Genomic DNA, 15,809 nt, shown 5'->3' with positions numbered 1-15,809 from the left:
GGGCACCCGGCGGTTCTCCTCTGCAGCGCCGTCGTGGCTGAGCGCGCAGTTCCCCGCGCCCCCTTCGGGGCACCCGGCGGTTCTCCTCTGCAGCGCCGTCGTGGTTGGGCGCGTAGTTGCCCGCGCGCCTTTCAGGGGGACCCGGCGGCGGGTGTCGGTGATGGGTGGGGCGTGTCAGGGGGGTCGGGGTGGCTGCCGGGATGCCGGCGGTGCGTCGTGGGCTACGACGAGGACGGCCGCGTCGTCCTCGTGTCCGACCCGTTCGGCGCCCTTGAGCACCGCACCGGCGAGCGCGTCGGCCCCCAGCCCCGCGACGACGGCCGTACCGGCGAGACGGACGACCTGGTCGAGCCCTTCCTCCACGGTCATGGCGGGCCCTTCCACCACCCCGTCCGTGAGCAGCACGAACACCCCGCCCTCGGTGAGCCGGTTCCGGGCCACCGGATACTCCGCCCCGGCACCGATGCCGAGCGGCGGTCCGCCCTCGTCCTCGGCCAGCCCCGACCGCCCGTCCGCCGTGGCCCAGACGAAGGGGAGGTGTCCGGCCCGGGCGCTCTCCAGGACGCCGGTGGACGGGTCGAGCCGCAGGAAGGTGCACGTGGCGAACAGCTCGCTGCCCAGCGACAGCAGCAGGTCGTTCGTCCGGCCGAGCAGTTCCCCCGGGTCGCCGGTGACGGTGGCGAGCGCCCGCAGCCCCGCCCGTACCTGCCCCATGAAGGCCGCCGCCTCGATGTTGTGGCCCTGGACGTCGCCGATGGACAGTCCGATCCGGCCGTCGGGCAGCACGAAGGCGTCGTACCAGTCGCCGCCCACGTTGAGGCCGTGAGGGGCGGGCATGTAGCGCACGGCCAGCCGGATGCCGGGGGCGGTGGGCAGGTCCCGTGGGAGCATGCCGCGCTGCAGGGCGATGGCCAGTTCGACGTGGGAGCGCTGCGACTCCGCGCGCTCGCGCGCCTGAGCGGTGAGCGAGCGGAGTCTGGCCAACAACTCGTCGCCGTCGTCCGTTACGGGCTTGCGGGGCATCGATCACTCCGGCCAGGCCGTCCTTACCGGGACGAATTCCCCAATTTTAGCCCGATCGGATCACCGTCACCCCGGACGAGGTCCGCTCACCGGCCGGGGGTACGGCCCGTGCGCCGCTCAGGTGCCGTCGGCGTGCGTGACCCGGATCTTGGACTGGCCGTGCGGCAGCCGCTCCCAGTCCTCCATGAAGCGCGCCCGCAGACCGTGCCGCCCGGCCAGTGCCACGAGGGTTTCGGTGCGGTAGTAGAAGTCCTCCCGCAGCACATGGTGTTCCGCGCCCTCCGTGCGGTCGAAGAGCCGCCCGGCGCGAGCACCCGGCCGACATGGCTCAGGCACTCCTCGATGACCGGCAGCGGCGAGTGCGAGAACACGCTGTGCGCGTGGACGACGTCGAAGTGCGCGTCGGGCAGGAAGCGCAGCGTCAGGTCGCGCACCGGGGTCAGTGTGGGCAGCCGCTCGCGCAGTCCCCTCTCCACGACGGTGTCCTGCGCGGCGAGGAGGATGTCCGGCGAGATGTCGATGCCGTAGTAGTGCCCCGGCTCCAGGTGGCGGATGAACCGCCAGCCGCCGCGCAGGTTGCCGCAGCCGATCTCCAGCATGCGGTGCTCGGGGCGCAGCCCGTGCCCGAGCAGATAGTCGAACTGCAGCGCGCCCAGCGCCAGCCACCGCTCGCGGTTGCGGCTGCCGACCGCCGCGTCCGGGTCGGCCCGGGTACCGGACCGCATCACGGCCCGGTAGTAGGAGATGTGGTCCGGGTGGCGGTGGCGCAGCCACATGTCCCGGGTGGCGCGGACCAGATGGCGGGGCACCCGGTCCGGGTGGCGCAGCGCGTAGCCGATGCGGTGGCCGAGGGCGGCGCGGTCGACGGCCGGGTTCTTGGCGGGCATGAGGTCTCCTTGCCTTCCGCGGGAGGGGCCGGCCGGTGCGGTCCCGGTGCCAGCCTCGGGGCCGTGGCGGTGCGTCCGGCTCGGCCGACGGGCTGCCGTCCGCGGGAGGTCCGGCCGACCCGCGGGTCAGCCGATCGGCCGATGCGGGGCGTGCGGCGCCGGGCCCGCCGTCAGCGGTCCCGGGCCGCAAGGCCCGTCAGGCCGGTGTCCTTCATGATGCGGTCGACGGTCGCGGCGAGGCCGCTGTCGGCGCCGACGACGGTCTCGACGGCGCCGGGCAGCAGATCCAGCGGCCGGTACCACTCGCGCAACTGGTCCTCGCCGACCTCGTCGGCGATCGGCTTGGTGGCGTGCCGGACCAGGGTCTCGGCGAACGGCACATGGAGGTAGTAGCCGTGGGTCGGGCCGCGGTGGTCGGCGCGCAGCCGGGCGAGCATGTCGCCGTAGCGGTCCGCGTGGAGGATGCCCTCCACCACCACGTGGTATCCGGCGTCCAGGGCGTAGCGCGCGGTGAGGTCGATCAGGCCGATGTTCGCCGCGCCCGGCAGGTCGCGCTCGCGCAGCACGACGCGGCGCAGATTGTCCTGTGCGACCAGGGCGAGACCGCGGCCGAACCGGTCCCGCAGACCGGCCGCGACGGAGGACTTGCCCGAGGCGCTGTTGCCGCGCAGCACGATCAGCCGGGTTTCCGCGGTGCCCACTTTCACGCGGGGCAGGCTACCGCCGCGCGGACGGCGCACGGCCCGGCGAGCAGGAGCAGAGGCGGGGCGTGGGCGGTGGACCTGGGCGCCGGCACCGTGCTCGATCGCGGTCCGAAGTGCGCGGCCACCGGCCGGTCGCCGACGCGGCGCACGGAGGGCATAAAGGGATCGACGGACACCGGAGCGGAAGGGGCATGCCGATGAAGTTGCACACCCGTCAGTGGGGCGACGGCGACCGGGTCGCCGTACTCGTCCACGGGATCATGGCGGACCACAGGACGTGGCGTCGCGTCGGACCGGCGCTGGCCGACCGGGGCTACCGGGTGGTCGCGGTGGACCTGCGGGGGCACGGCGCGAGCGGGCGGGGGGAGTACAGCGCCGACAACTGGGCCGGCGATCTCGTCGACACCCTCCCGGCCGCCCCGGAGCTGGCGATCGGTCACTCGCTGGGTGCGATGGCGCTGGCCTGCGCCGTCGACCGGCTTGCCCCGGCCCGGGCCGTGTACTGCGACCCGGCCTGGGAGATGAGGCCGGAGGCCGGCGCGGGGGCGGCACGGTTCGCGGCCTTCAAGGACGCCACCCGGGACATGATCGCCGGCCTCAATCCGCGCTGGGAGCAGGCCGACGTGGACGTGGAACTGGCCACGCTCGCGGCCTGGGACCCGAGGACCGCGCGCGCGATCGCCGACGTGTACGCGGTCAGCCGTACGCCGCTCCGCGCGGTGGTGCCCTCGCTGGTGCTGGCGGCCGATCCGAGCACGCTCGTGTCCACCGAACTGCGAGGGCGCCTGACGCGGAGCGGCTTCGAGGTACGCACCGTCGGCGGGGCCGGCCACACCCTGCACCGCGACGACTTCGACGGTTTCATGAGCGCGCTGACCGGTTGGATCTGAACGACACCGCTGCCACACACGCCTGTCGTGCGTGACGCCCCGGTCTCGGCATCCCCCGCGCGTACGACGGCACGCCGTACGACTCCCACCCCACCGGGACCGGGGCCGGGCGGACCGCCCGCGGCGGCTGCGCGGTCCGCGGCCGGCTCTTCAGCCGGCGGGCGCGGGTCGTCGTGGGCCGCGGCGGTTCGTACACTGATCGCGGTTCCCGGGCGGGAGGAGGTGCCCACGGATGGGACACGGCACACGGCGGCAGCCGGTCGGCCTGTTCGTCGGCCTGTGCACCCTGGACGTCGTCCAGCTGGTGGACCATGTGCCCGGGCCCGACGAGAAGCTGACGGCCCATGACCAGACGGTGGCCGCAGGGGGTCCCGCCGCCAACGCCGCCGCCGTCTTCGCCCATCTGGGCGGCCGGGCACGGCTCCTCACCGGACTCGGCGGCCATCCGCTGGCCCGGACCGCTGCGGCCGACCTCGCGGCGCTGGGCGTGGCCGTCGACGACCTGGCTGCCGACACGGCCGGGCCGCCCGCCGTCTCGTCGGTCCTGGTGACCGCCGCGAGCGGGCGGCGGGCCGTCGCCTCCACGAACGCCGGCCGGCACCGGCTCGCCGCGCCGGACGGCCTCGACGCCCTGGTGGCCGACTGCGACATCGTGGAACTCGACGGTCACCACATGGAGTTGGCGATCGCCACGGCCCGTGCGGCACGGGCCGCGGGGCGTCCCACCGTGCTGGACGGCGGCAGTTGGAAGGAGGGCACACAGGCCCTGCTGTCCTCGGTCGACGTGGCCGTCTGCTCGGCCGACTTCCGTCCGCCGGGCATCCGGACACCCGCCCAGACGCTCGCGTACCTGCACGCGCGGGGGGTGACCTGGGCGGCGGTCAGCGGGGGCGCGGACCCCGTCGTCTGGTCGGGCCCCGACGGGGAGGGCGTGGTGGAGGTGCCGCCGACCACGGTGGCGGACACCCTCGGCGCGGGGGACTTCCTGCACGGCGCGTTCGCCTATCACTGGGCGTCCGCCCGTGGCACCGCCGCCGCGGGCGGACAGGACCGTGCCGATCGCTTCGCCGTGGCCCTCGCCCGGGCGGCGGAGGTGGCGTCGCGGTCGTGCGCGTCGTTCGGCACCCGCTCCTGGATGCTCGGAAGGTGACGGCACCGACGAAGAGCACAGGTGAGCCCGTCAGGTCCTTGGAGCGGGAGCGCCCACGGCGGGGAGCGCCGGATCAGGGCAGCAGGGTGTCGAAGGCGACGTCCAGATGGCGTGGGCCGCGCAGCAGCGCGTTCTGCCGGTAGGGCGGCGGGTCCTCGACGAGGCGGGGGTTGTCCAGGCGGCGGGCCAGCTCGGACAGCGCGATCTGGGTCTCCAGGCGGGCCAGCGGCGCGCCGAAGCAGATGTGGACGCCGCTGCCGAAGCCGAGGTGCTGGATGTCTTCGCGGTCCGGGTCGAACCGGTCGGGCTCGGGGAAGCGCTCCGGGTCGCGGTTGCCGGCGGCGAGGACGAGCCAGATGCGCGAGCCCTTCGGAATGGTCACGCCGCGCACGTCGATGTCCGCGATGCAGGTGCGCTGCGTCACCAGTTGCACGGGAGGCTCGTAGCGCAGCAGCTCCTCCACGATCCTGACGGACAGGTCCGCATCGGCGCGCAGCCGGTGCAGGTACTCGGGGTGCCGCAGCAGGGTGAGCATGCCGTTGGTGATCAGGTTCACCGTCGTCTCGTGGCCCGCGATGAGCAGCAGCACCGAGGTGCTGAGCACTTCCATCATCGTCATCGCGCCGTCCGGGCCATGACGGGTCACCAGGTCGGACAGCATGTCGTCGCGGGGTTCCCTGGCGCGCTGCTCGACCAGCCCCGCCAGATACATGCCGAGCTGCATGCGCGCCTCCTGGGCGACGCGCCGCTCGTCGTCGCTCTCGTGCGAGCGGACGGCCGGGTCCAGGGCGGCCACGATCGGGTCGACCCAGGCGCGAAAGCGCGGTTCGTCCTCGCGCGGTACGCCGAGCAGCCGGCAGATCACGGTCACCGGGAACGGGTAGGCGAACTGGTCGACCAGGTCGATCTGCCGGGCGTCGCCGAAGCCGTCGATCAGGCCGGTGACGATCCGGACGAGTTCGCCGCGCAGCAGGTCCAGCCGGCGCGGCCGGTGCGGCGGCCCGAAGGAGCTGTTGGCGATCCGCCGCAGCCGGTCGTGCTCGGGCGGGTCGAGCCGGATGAAGCTCGGCGGCAGTCCCGTCGCCTCCGGGCCGCCGGGTTCGTCGTCGCCGATCGCCGCGAGGTTGGTGGCGTCGGAGCTGACGCGCGGGTCGTGCAGCAGGCTTTCGATGTCCCAGTAGGAGCTGATGACGTAGGGGCCGCCCTCCTCCTCGTGCAGGACCGGGGTCCTGCGCAGTTCCTCGTACAGCGGGTAGGGGTCGGCGCGGTGGGCGTGATCGGTGATCCGGCGCAGGAGCGAGGCGTGCGTCATGGCGGGTCCTTGGGGGGTGGCGAGGGCGGCGGCCGGGTGTCCGTCAGTGGCGGCTCGGCGTGAAGACCAGGCGGCGGTCCGCCGGTGAGTAGCCGGTGAGGGTGACGGACGGGCCGTGGGTCGGCAGCGACGGGTCGGGGAAGTCGGCCGGGAGGGGTCTGCGGCCCTCGGGGCGGCGGTCGACGGTCGGGAAATCCAGCGGGAACGGCGCGCCCGTCTCGATCATCCGCTGGTAGAACCCCAGCCAGCGGGTGTTGTCGAAGCTGACGGCGGCGATCACCCGGCCCTGGTGGCCGTAGACGCCGACGAACCGGCGTTCGGCGAGCGAACCCTGCGCGATCATGATCTCGTCGCCCATCGGCGGCACGCCGACCGACTTGATGTTCACGCCGAACTGCGCGGACCAGAAGGCCGGCACCCACAGGTGCGGCCGCCGGTCCGCGCCGTGGCTGATCATGTTGTGGGCGGCGACCTCGGCCTGGGCGACGGCGTTGCCCCAGTGTTCCAGGGAGAGGAACTGGTAGCCGAACAGGGCGTGCGGGGAGCGGGCGACATCGCCCGCGACGTAGACGTCGTCGGTGACGATGCCCCGGAAGTCGAAGGCGCGGCAGCCCGCGTCGCAGGCGATGCCCCGCGGGCCCGCGCCGAGCCCCGATCCGGTGAGCCATTCGGTGTTGCGGACCGCGCCGAGCGAGACGATCACGACGTCCGTCTCGACGAGGCTCCCGTCGGACAGGTGGGCGGCCCGCACCCGGCCCGCCGAGTCGCCCTCGAGGGCGGTGACCATGACGCCGGTGCGCAGGTCGACGCCGTTGTCCCGGTGCAGGTCGGCGGCGACCGCGCCGATCACCCCGCCGAGCGCGCCCACCAGGGGCCCGTCGGCCCGTTCCGCCACGGTGACCGCGATGCCCGCCTCCCGGCAGGCGGAGGCGACCTCGGATCCGGAGAAGCCGGCGCCGATCACGAGGACCCGGCGCGGCCCGGCCTTCAGCCGCCGGTACAGGGCGGCGGCGTCGTCCCGGGTGCGCAGCAGGAAGACGCCGTCCAGCCGGGCCTCGTCCTCCTTGGGCCAGGGCCGGGCGCGTACGCCGGTGGCGATCAGCAGCCGGTCGTACTCGACCTCGTCCCCGTCCGCCAGCCGTACCCGTCTGCCCGCCAGGTCGAGTCCGGTCGCCGGTACGCCGAGCCGCCACGTCGCGTCGATGTCCCTGCGCTGCGGCAGTCCGGTGTGGTGCGCGGACGCCTTGCCGAGCAGCACCGCCTTCGACAGCGGCGGCCGGTCGTAGGGCTCGTACGGCTCGTCACCGATCATGGTGAGCGATCCGGCGAAGCCCTCGGCGCGCAGCGTCTCGGCGGCCCGCAGTCCCGCGAGCGAGGCGCCGACGACGACGATCCGGCCCTCGCCGCGCAGCCAGGCGATGTAGTCAGCGGGCATCGCTCGCCTCCGGGGCGCCCGCGGCGGGCCGGCCGGCGGGGCCGTCGAGTCCTTCGGCGGTGATCGCCTGGACGGGGCAGGCAGCGACGGCGCGGGCGAGCCGTTCACGCTGGTCCGCCTCGGCCCGCGGGTTGTAGACGAGCGATTCCTCGCCGTGCATGGTGAAGACGTCCGGCGCGAGGAACGCGCACTGGGCGTATCCCTGGCACTTGTTGAGGTCGACCACAAGCCTCATGGCGCTCCGCCCTTCCGGTGGCCGGGTCCGTCGTGCGCCGCCCGCGGCGGACGGCGGTCGTCCCCCTGGGCCAGCATGGGAGCGGCGGTGCGGGCGCCGCGCGCCGGGGCCGACCGATCGAGTGACGGACCGCGGTCACGGCACCGGTGCGCGGGTCGGGTTCAGGTCGCCGCGGCCATGGAGGGCAGGGGGCGGTTGGTGACGACGAGGATGTAGCCGCTGAGGACCAGCGACCAGGCCGGGAAGGCCAGTTCGGCCCAGGGCACGTTGGACGAGACGAAGAGCAGGACCAGGGTGGTGAGCAGGCCCAGCAGGATCAGCCAGCGCGGCAGCACGCCGCGCCGGTAGCCGAGCACCGACAGCGAGCAGGTGAAGACGGCGGCCATGCGCATCGCGTATCCGGTCATCAGGGTGTACGCGAAGTGGCTGCCGAAGGCCCAGGTCGGCAGTGCCGGTTCCGGACCGGCGGTCTGTGCGATGTCGAGTACGGCGGCGGCGGCCGCTGCCGCCCCGAACAGGGTGGCGACGAAGAGCAGGCCGCTGCCGATGAAGACGGTGGCGAGGAACCGGTCCTCGGCCTCGCCCAGGTGGCTGCGGACGACACCGGTGAACCAGAGGAAGAAGATGCCGGCGAACGGCACGAGCGCGAGCGCCGTGTGCACCGCGTTGTGCCCCGCCGAGTCCGCGAAGTCGGCGGCGCTGATCTCGTCGGCGCCTTCGGGGATGCCGATCCGGATGAGGACGATCGCCGCGGCGAGCAGCAGTGCAAAGACGACCCCGGCGAGCCCGGCGGCCCGTGGGGTCTGCAGTGCCCGCTCTCCCGACGCCGTTGTCTGCATGCGCGGCTCGCTTCCTGTGCGGCGGCTGATGCCACCAGCAAGCCGTGTTGTGCCGCTCGCCGCCACCGGAACACGCCCGAACGGCACACCCGGCGGTCCGCGCGGGGCATCCGCCGGCACGCCGGGCTCTCACGGGGCCGAGGCGGGCGGCGCCCCGGCGTGCGTCGTGGGAGTGGGGGTCAGTCCTCGGTCCAGCCGTGCTTCTTGGCGAACTGCAGGAACTCGCGCCGGATCTGCACGATCTGCTGGCCCGTCAGGGTCGGCGCCGTCTGCAGCAGGAGTTCCGTGATCTCGTTGGTGAACTCGACCGTCTGCAGCACGTCGCACAGCGAATCGTCACCGACGGACCCCGACGCGGACCCGGCACGTGCCGTCGCGCCCGGTGCCAGCCGGATCGACGACGCCTTGGGGCCCCGCTCCCCGTCCTCGATCTCGAACTCGACCTCGAGTCCGGTACGCACCATGGACTCGGGGATCAAAAGGTCGTTCACATGCAGAAAGACATCCTCGTCCCCGTGTTCCGGGGCGATGAACCCATATCCGCGAACGCTGTCGAACCTCACCACACGGCCTGCTGCCACACCAACCCCCAGACAACCCGGGCCACCTGCCCGAACGAATCAGCGGGCGATTCTAGCAGCTTGCCCCGCGCCCCTTCACCCGGGCGGCGGACGGGGCGGGCGGGCTTGTCGCACGATCTGTCCGCGGGAGAGACTTCTACAACAGTGTAGATTGCGGATGTCGCCGGTACGCCGTGCCGGCCGGCTCCGCCACCGGGAGGGCATTTCTGATGTTCGGCTTGAGTGAACTGGCCATGATCCTCATCGTCGTCATCGTGGTCCTGGGCATCAAGAAGCTGCCCGAACTGACGCGTTCGGCGGGCAAGGCGGCCCGGATCTTCAAGAGCGAGGCCAAGGCACTGGGGGGACAGGACACGCCGAGCGGCCCGCCCGCGGCCCAGGACGTGGTCAGCGGCACCGTGGTCAACCGGGACGGCTCGCCCCGCACATGACGGCACGGACACCCGGCCGCCCGGCGGCGCGTCAGACGCCGACGGCCCGGCCCGCCTTGGCCCAGTTGGTGTGGAGCTTGTCGAGGTAGGCCCGGGCCTGGCTGCCGGGCGGTGTGCCCCGGGCGAAGGCCAGCATGTTGCCGGCGCCCGTGTTGTAGCCGAGGGCCAGCAGTTCGTCCCGGTCGTAGGCGGCGGGCCACTGGGCGGGGAGCCGGGCGCCCAGGTCGTGCAGGTACCAGGCCTCGGCCTGAATGGCGAGGTCCCGGTCGTCGGGCAGCTCCTCCCATCGGCGGCCGGCGAAGTCCCGGCCCTTCTTGACCTCGTCGAAGGCGGCGCGGTGCATGTTCGCGATGCCGAAGGAGGCGTCGGGCTTGTACTTCTGCCAGGCCCGCTCCAGGCCGGGATCGTGCGGCTTGTACGCCTCGTTGTAGAGGATCGCCATCAGCAGCTGGGCGCTGACGCCGGTGCGCCGGGCCCAGTCGCGGACCTGGCGGGCGTAGTCGGCGGGGTCGTAGGAGGACATGGCCGCCGCGGACGCGGTGGCCGAGGGCCTTCCGGTCGGTGCGGGCGAGGGGGAGGCGGACGACCCCGCGGGCGGCGGGCCGTCGCCCTGCGGGGTGTTGGCGGCGCGCACGATGACGTACACGGCGAGGGCGAAGACCAGCACGGGCAGCCAGCGCCAGCGTCTCGACGCCCTGGAATCGGACATGTCCGGTCCTCTCTCGCATCCCTCCCTCGACCAGAATCCTTCTACCCCACCGGGACTAAGACCCCTGTGAGGCCGCGCCCGCCCACCGGGCCGAGACCCCTGTGAGGCCGCGCCGCGCCGGTCAGGTCCCGGTGCGGCGCGGTGCCCGCGGCGGGCGGACGGTCACTCCTCCTCGTAGTAGTTGTTGACCACGACGTCGGGTTCGTCGTCGGACAGGGCCTCGTTCAGCAGGGCGCCGCCGACCAGGCCCGCCGCGCCCGCGCCGATGAGCGCGCCGGTGCCGAAGCGGCGTCCGCCCTGCTGCTGCGGGTCGCCGTGCGGCGCCGGGTAGCCCTGCTGCGGATACCCCGGCTGCGGGTAGCCCTGCTGCACGTGGCCGGGCTGCGGGTAGCCCTGCTGCATCGGCTGCGGATACCCCGGCTGCGGCGGCGCGTAGAACGGCGGCGCCGTGGTCTGCACCCGCTGCGCGCAGCCGCCGCACGCCTGCACCGGGCGCGCCACACCCCACTGCGGCGACCAGGTCACCATCGTCGCGCCGGGGCCGTGGTCGGGGTCGAAGAAGCAGGTCACGGGGGAACTCCCTGGGGGTTGGGGTGAACCGGGGTACGTGGGGGCGGGCGTGGAGACAAGGGTCGGTGTCGGCTCCACGGGTACCGGTGCCGCCACGGGTGCCGGTTTCGCTGCGGCGACGGGCGGCGGCAGGTGCGTGCCCGTGCTCGCCGGCGGCGGGGTGAGGGGTTGCGGGCCCGGGTCCGGCGCGCGCAGGACGTCCACGCCGTAGTCGGCGGCGATGCCCGCGAGCCCGGAGGCGTACCCCTGCCCGACCGCGCGGAACTTCCACTCCGCGCCGTGCCGGTACAGCTCGCCGAAGACCAGCGCGGTCTCGTCCGACAGGCCGCCGGCGGCGAGGTCGTAGCGGGTCAGTTCGGCGCCGCCGTGCCGGTCGAGCACCCGGATGTGCGCCCGGTGGACCTGCCCGAAGGACTGGCCGCGGGCCGCGCCCTCGTAGAGGGAGACCGGGAAGACGATCTTCGACACGTCCGCCGGCACCCGGTCGAGGTCGACGTGGATCTGCTGGTCGTCCGGTCCGACCGGACCGCCGCCTCCGGAGTGCCGGACCGAACCGTCCGGGCTGCTCAGGTTGTTGAAGAAGACGAAGTGCTCGTCGGAGGGCACCTTGCCGGACCCGTCGCACAGCAGCGCGCTGGCGTCCAGGTCGTAGCCCGTGTTCGCCTGCCAGCCCAGGCCGACCGTCACCGCGGTCAGGCCCGGGGCCTGCCGGCCCAGCGCCACATTGCCGCCCTTGGTCAGGGGCACGCTCATGCACGTCCTCCGCTGCTGCTTCCGCGTCCCGTGTTCTTCTTGATCAACGGGAGCCCGGGTCTTACGGTTCCCTGATTGCGCAAGAGATGAAGTGATTGCACGCTGTGATCGTATGGGTCCGGCTCAGAGATGGCCGACGATGGTGGGCAGCAGGTCCTGGAAGGTCCGGCCGGCCGCGGGCTCCCCGATGGCCTTCAACTGCCAGCCGCCCGTCCCGCGGTGCAGCTTGGCCATGATCTGGGCGGTGTACGTGCCGCCGCCGCTCAGGGTGTAACGGGCCATTTCCTGCCCGGTGTTCTCGTCGACGAGGCGGCAGAACGCGTTCTGCACCTCGGCGAAGGTCTGTCCGGTGAACGAGTTGACGGTGAAGACGATCTGGTCGACGTGCGCGGGGACACGGCCGAGGTCGACGAGGATGACCTCGTCGTCGCCGCCGGCGCCGCTGCCGCCGGTGAGGTTGTCGCCCAGGTGCCGCACGGATCCGTCGTCGCTGGTCAGATGCTGGAAGAAGGCGACGTCGGCGAGCTGTCCGCCGGCGAAGAGCAGCGCCGAGGCGTCCAGATCGATGTCGCGGGGGCCGGTGAGCTTGGCCAAAAAGCCCTTGCGCTGGGCCGCCTGCCAGCCGAGCCCCATCCGGACGGCGTTCAGTGCCGTGCCGTCGGACTTGCTCAGACTGATCTGCTGGCCCTTGCTCAGATTGACCGACATGTGTCGTCTCGCTTTCTGTCGCGGGGGTGGTTGAAGGCCCTGGGGGGCGAGGGACGCGGGCAGCCGACGGCGCAGATGGGGCAGGACGCCGCGCTCCAGGAGTGCCCGCTGCCACCGCCGCCGGGCCTGTTCGACGTCGTCGGCACTCACCGGGGTCACCGGCCCGCGCGTCCCGGCGTCCCGGCCCGGAACCGCCCGGGGCTGCGTCGCCACCCCGAGGGCCGCGGCGGCCACCGCCACCACGGCGAGCACCCAGCCCGCCGAGCGGACCGAGCCGGCGAACCGGACCGCCGCGCCGGCGAGGAGCAGCCCGTGCCCGATGAGCAGGAGCACGGCCGCGGAGACGGCGGAGATCAAGGGCAGCAGCACGGCCGGCGGCAGCCCGGTGCGTCCGGCGAGCCGGGGGCGTTCGGCCGGGGACGTGCGGCGGCCCGCCGCCCCGCGGGCGGCCGCATAGGCGCGGTACTCGTCCTGGGCGGCGGCCGCGATCTCGGCTTGTGCGGCCAGCGCCCCGGCATACAGCCGCCGCGCCGCCCGGCCGGTGGCATCGGCGCTCAGGGCCGCGCGGATCTCCGGGCTGTCCAGGGCCGATCGGAGTACCCGCGCGAAGTCCGCCCGGTCCGCCGGACGCAGGCCCGGCATGCCGCTCACGCTCTTTCCCCGGCCGGTACGCGGGCCCGTGAGAGGGGGGCCCGCGGGCCGGGACGCGGGCGTGTGAGGGCCGGGGGCGCGGCCCTCACACGGGTCTTCGGCGCGCTTCGCCTGCTCAGACATCGACTCCGAAGTCGGCGGCGATGCCCGCGAGGCCCGAGGCGTACCCCTGGCCGACCGCGCGGAACTTCCACTCGGCGCCGTTGCGGTACAACTCGCCGAAGATCATGGCCGTCTCGGTCGACGCGTCCTCGGACAGGTCGTAGCGGGCGATCTCGGCGCCGCCCGTCTGGTTCACCACGCGGATGAAGGCGTTGCGGACCTGCCCGAAGCTCTGGCCGCGCGACTCGGCGTCGTGGATCGACACCGGGAAGACGATCCGCTCCACCTCGGCGGGCACGGCGGCCAGGTCGACCTTGACCGACTCGTCGTCGCCCTCCCCCTCACCGGTGAGGTTGTCGCCGGTGTGCTCCACCGAGCCGTCGGGGCTCTTGAGGTTGTTGTAGAAGACGAAGTGCTGGTTCGAGGGGACCTTGCCCGCGGAGGTCAGCAGCAGCGCCGATGCGTCCAGGTCGAAGTCCGCCCCGGTGGTGGTCCGTACGTCCCAGCCAAGACCCACCAGCACGGCGCTCAGCCCCGGCGCCTCCTTGTTCAGCGAGACGTTGCCGCCCTTGGCCAGGGAAACACCCATGCTCCATACCTCCACACACGCGGTCGACTCGGGTCCGTGCCACGGCCCGAGCTAGAATCTACAACACTGTAGAAGTAATCGCGCAGAGGGCGCGTACGGAGGCGAGGCGAATGCGCCACACCGCCGCACGGCGCGGCGAGGCCGCGATGTGACGCGGCGTCAACGGCCGCTTATGGCCATGGACGGCCGTCCCCGAACGGGTGGCCGACCTTGGCTCTATACGATGTGACGCCCCCAGGCGACAGGCCGGGCGGGGCGCAGCAGAAGGGAGACAAGCGCGTGACGAACCCGGATCCGCACCGTCCGCGCCGGGCGCAGGGCGCGTTGGAGACGCAGGTGCTCGCGGCGCTCCATGAGGCCGGCGGCCCGGTGACCGCCGGCTGGGTGCAGGACCACCTGGCCGCCGACCTCGCCTACACCACCGTGATGACGGTGCTGGCCAGGCTGCTGGCCAAGGACGCCGTCACCCGCCGGCGCGAAGGCCGCTCGTTCGTGTGGCTGCCCGCCGCGGACGGCGCCGGTCTCGCCGCGCTGAAGATGCACAAGGTCCTGGACGGCGAGCGGGACCGCAGGGCGGTGCTGGCCAGCTTCGTCACCACGCTGCCGGAGGACGACGAGCAACTGCTGCGCGAACTGCTGGACCAGGCCGGCGACGAGGAGTGACACCGCATGGGGATCTTCGTCTTCCTGCCGCTGGTGCTGCCGCTGACCGCCTGGCCGATCGCGCGCCTGGCCGAACAGCGCCTGCACCCCCGGACCGCGACGCTGCTGCTGACCGGCGTCTCGTGTGTCATGGCCCTGTGCAGCACGGTGTGTCTGGTGCTGCTGATGGTGGTCGGCACCGCGCAACTGCCCGGCAATCCGCTGCCGGACGGCTGGTCGGACGCCGAGGTGCGGGAGAGCGTGCCGCGCCATGAGATCGTCGGCAAGGCCGCGATTCCCGCGCTGGTCGCGGTGGTCGGCGCAGGTCTGCGCGCGCTGCTGCACCACCACCGGTTACGGCGCCGCGCCCACCGGGCCCTCGCCGAGCTGCCGCGCACGGAGGTGGCGGTGCTGCCCGACGCCGAGCCGTACGCGTACGCGCTGCCGGGCGGCCCGCGCGACCGCGTCGTGGTCTCGACGGGCATGCTCGCCCGGCTCGCCCCACGGGAGCGCCGGGCCCTGTTCGCGCACGAACGCACCCACCTCGCGGCCGGCCACCATCGCCATCTGCTGCTGGTCCGGCTCGCCGCCTGCGCCAACCCCTTCCTGTGGCCGCTGCGCACGGCCGTGGCCTATACGACCGAGCGCTGGGCGGACGAGGCGGCGGCCCAGGTGGTCGGCAGCCGCCGGGCCGTCGCCCGGGCCATCGGCAAGGCGGCGCTTCTCCCCCAGGGCACGCCCGCGCCCGCCTTCGCCCCGTTCGCGGCTCCGGGTCCGCTCCCCCGCCGGGTCGCGGCCCTGCTCGGACCGGCGCCCGCCGTGCGGACCTGGCCGCCGATCTTCACCGCCGTGGGCCTGGCCCTGTGGACCGCGGCGACCGGGGCCCTGCTGTCGGCGATGTTCTCGGCCAACTCGGCGGTCACGCTGCTGCTGCTCCTGCACGCGGCCACGCCCCTGTGACGCGGACCCGCCCAGGACGGGCGGGTGCCGCGCCCGGCCGCCGCGGTGGCCCCGGGCCGCGACGGCGTCCGCTCACAGGTCGAACTCGTGGGGCGGCAGCCCGAGCGCGAAGCACGCCTCCCGGACCACGGCGCGCTCGGTGGCGTCGAAGTCGCCGTCGGCGCCTCCGATGACGATGCCGATCTGGATCACCGCGCGGGCCTCGGCGGGCTTCTTCTTCGCCTTGGCGATCTCCTGGAGCACGCCGACCTTGCCGAAGTCGAAGTCGGCGGTCAGCTTGTCCAGGTTCTCCTCGAATCGGCGCCGCAGGTCGTCAGCGGGGAAGTTCTGCAGCACCTCGTTGCTGAAGATGAGCTGGGCGACGCGCTGGCGCTCGGCCGGGTCGATCTTTCCGTCGGCCGCGGCCACCAGGGCGCACATCGCCATGCTCGCGTCGCGGAACGCACCGCTCTTCAGGTCGTTCTTCTTCGCCACCAGCTGATTCTGCATCTGCGACGCCGAGTCCTTGATGCGGTCCCACAGGGCCATGTCGACTTCCCTCGCTCCGGGGCCACCGCACCGCAAACAAAGCCGCACCGGCAGCCGCCTTACTTCTACAACCCTGTAGAAGATAGCAGCAAGCGCCCCGAAGGGGCGCG

General features: G+C 73.3%; 17 protein-coding genes and 1 pseudogene. 5 read left to right on the top strand and 13 right to left on the bottom strand.

Annotation, left to right across the window (positions count from 1 at the left end; translation table 11 throughout):
* Positions 1-174 precede the first annotated feature (174 nt).
* The 3 genes and pseudogenes from ACIRFL_RS16395 to ACIRFL_RS16385 form a co-directional block, all read right to left on the bottom strand.
* Positions 175-1,023, bottom strand: coding sequence for a PP2C family protein-serine/threonine phosphatase (locus ACIRFL_RS16395; protein ID WP_404028874.1), 849 nt, complete (start codon positions 1,021-1,023; stop codon positions 175-177).
* A 117-nt stretch (positions 1,024-1,140) separates the two neighbouring features.
* Positions 1,141-1,910 (bottom strand): annotated as a pseudogene (locus ACIRFL_RS16390) (class I SAM-dependent methyltransferase).
* Between the two features lie 170 nt (positions 1,911-2,080).
* A complete protein-coding gene (locus tag ACIRFL_RS16385; RefSeq protein WP_404028985.1) occupies positions 2,081-2,626 on the bottom strand; it encodes a kinase in 546 nt (181 codons plus the stop codon).
* 185 nt (positions 2,627-2,811) lie between these two features.
* Here ACIRFL_RS16385 and ACIRFL_RS16380 point away from each other — a divergent pair, with 185 nt between their 5' ends.
* The gene (locus tag ACIRFL_RS16380; RefSeq protein ID WP_404028872.1) at positions 2,812-3,504 is read left to right on the top strand and encodes an alpha/beta fold hydrolase; all 693 of its coding nucleotides are present in this window, start codon (positions 2,812-2,814) and stop codon (positions 3,502-3,504) included.
* A 232-nt stretch (positions 3,505-3,736) separates the two neighbouring features.
* Complete coding sequence (locus tag ACIRFL_RS16375) at positions 3,737-4,654, top strand: PfkB family carbohydrate kinase (RefSeq protein ID WP_404028870.1); 918 nt, start codon at positions 3,737-3,739, stop codon at positions 4,652-4,654.
* A 73-nt stretch (positions 4,655-4,727) separates the two neighbouring features.
* Here the strand turns inward: ACIRFL_RS16375 and ACIRFL_RS16370 are convergent, their stop codons facing one another.
* From ACIRFL_RS16370 to ACIRFL_RS16350, 5 genes are all read right to left on the bottom strand, one after another.
* Positions 4,728-5,966 carry a cytochrome P450 gene (locus ACIRFL_RS16370; RefSeq protein ID WP_404028868.1) on the bottom strand — a complete coding sequence of 413 codons (1,239 nt, stop codon included), beginning with the start codon at positions 5,964-5,966 and terminating at the stop codon, positions 4,728-4,730.
* Between the two features lie 43 nt (positions 5,967-6,009).
* A complete protein-coding gene (locus ACIRFL_RS16365) occupies positions 6,010-7,401 on the bottom strand; it encodes an NAD(P)/FAD-dependent oxidoreductase (protein ID WP_404028865.1) in 1,392 nt (463 codons plus the stop codon).
* Entirely contained in the window at positions 7,391-7,636 is a 246-nt protein-coding gene (locus ACIRFL_RS16360) for a ferredoxin (protein WP_404028862.1), read from the bottom strand. Before ACIRFL_RS16360 ends, ACIRFL_RS16365 begins: the two co-directional genes overlap by 11 nt.
* Positions 7,637-7,797: 161 nt before the next feature.
* On the bottom strand, positions 7,798-8,475 hold the full coding sequence (locus tag ACIRFL_RS16355) for a hypothetical protein (RefSeq protein ID WP_404028860.1): 678 nt from the start codon (positions 8,473-8,475) through the stop codon (positions 7,798-7,800).
* A 179-nt stretch (positions 8,476-8,654) separates the two neighbouring features.
* Positions 8,655-9,056 carry a cold-shock protein gene (locus tag ACIRFL_RS16350; RefSeq protein ID WP_404028857.1) on the bottom strand — a complete coding sequence of 134 codons (402 nt, stop codon included), beginning with the start codon at positions 9,054-9,056 and terminating at the stop codon, positions 8,655-8,657.
* Positions 9,057-9,265: 209 nt separating this feature from the next.
* Between ACIRFL_RS16350 and ACIRFL_RS16345 the strand changes: the two genes are divergently transcribed.
* Positions 9,266-9,487: a twin-arginine translocase TatA/TatE family subunit gene (locus ACIRFL_RS16345; RefSeq protein ID WP_404028854.1), complete on the top strand. Its 222-nt coding sequence runs from the start codon at positions 9,266-9,268 to the stop codon at positions 9,485-9,487.
* 31 nt (positions 9,488-9,518) lie between these two features.
* Here ACIRFL_RS16345 and ACIRFL_RS16340 read toward each other — a convergent pair whose 3' ends face one another.
* The 4 genes from ACIRFL_RS16340 to ACIRFL_RS16325 all read right to left on the bottom strand — a co-directional run bounded on the left by ACIRFL_RS16340 (position 9,519) and on the right by ACIRFL_RS16325 (position 13,569).
* The gene (locus ACIRFL_RS16340; RefSeq protein WP_404028850.1) at positions 9,519-10,196 is read right to left on the bottom strand and encodes a lytic transglycosylase domain-containing protein; all 678 of its coding nucleotides are present in this window, start codon (positions 10,194-10,196) and stop codon (positions 9,519-9,521) included.
* A gap of 162 nt (positions 10,197-10,358) precedes the next feature.
* Positions 10,359-11,519 (bottom strand): TerD family protein, encoded by a 1,161-nt coding sequence (locus tag ACIRFL_RS16335; protein ID WP_404028847.1) that lies wholly within the window; start codon positions 11,517-11,519, stop codon positions 10,359-10,361.
* Between the two features lie 123 nt (positions 11,520-11,642).
* On the bottom strand, positions 11,643-12,227 hold the full coding sequence (locus ACIRFL_RS16330) for a TerD family protein (RefSeq protein ID WP_404028983.1): 585 nt from the start codon (positions 12,225-12,227) through the stop codon (positions 11,643-11,645).
* 766 nt (positions 12,228-12,993) lie between these two features.
* Positions 12,994-13,569, bottom strand: coding sequence for a TerD family protein (locus ACIRFL_RS16325; RefSeq protein ID WP_404028844.1), 576 nt, complete (start codon positions 13,567-13,569; stop codon positions 12,994-12,996).
* A 279-nt stretch (positions 13,570-13,848) separates the two neighbouring features.
* Here ACIRFL_RS16325 and ACIRFL_RS16320 point away from each other — a divergent pair, with 279 nt between their 5' ends.
* Positions 13,849-14,232 carry a BlaI/MecI/CopY family transcriptional regulator gene (locus ACIRFL_RS16320; RefSeq protein ID WP_404028841.1) on the top strand — a complete coding sequence of 128 codons (384 nt, stop codon included), beginning with the start codon at positions 13,849-13,851 and terminating at the stop codon, positions 14,230-14,232.
* Between the two features lie 6 nt (positions 14,233-14,238).
* Positions 14,239-15,171, top strand: a complete 933-nt coding sequence (locus ACIRFL_RS16315) for a M56 family metallopeptidase (protein ID WP_404028838.1) — start codon at positions 14,239-14,241, stop codon at positions 15,169-15,171.
* A 72-nt stretch (positions 15,172-15,243) separates the two neighbouring features.
* Here the strand turns inward: ACIRFL_RS16315 and ACIRFL_RS16310 are convergent, their stop codons facing one another.
* Positions 15,244-15,699, bottom strand: a complete 456-nt coding sequence (locus ACIRFL_RS16310; protein ID WP_404028835.1) for a tellurite resistance TerB family protein — start codon at positions 15,697-15,699, stop codon at positions 15,244-15,246.
* Between the last annotated feature and the right edge of the window lie 110 nt (positions 15,700-15,809).

It is taken from the genome of Streptomyces sp. NPDC102462 (genome assembly GCF_044765425.1).
Classification (GTDB): Bacteria; Actinomycetota; Actinomycetes; order Streptomycetales; family Streptomycetaceae; genus Streptomyces.
The sequence above is the reverse complement of the archived record's forward strand: the minus strand, read 5'-3'. Positions and strand labels throughout refer to the sequence as shown.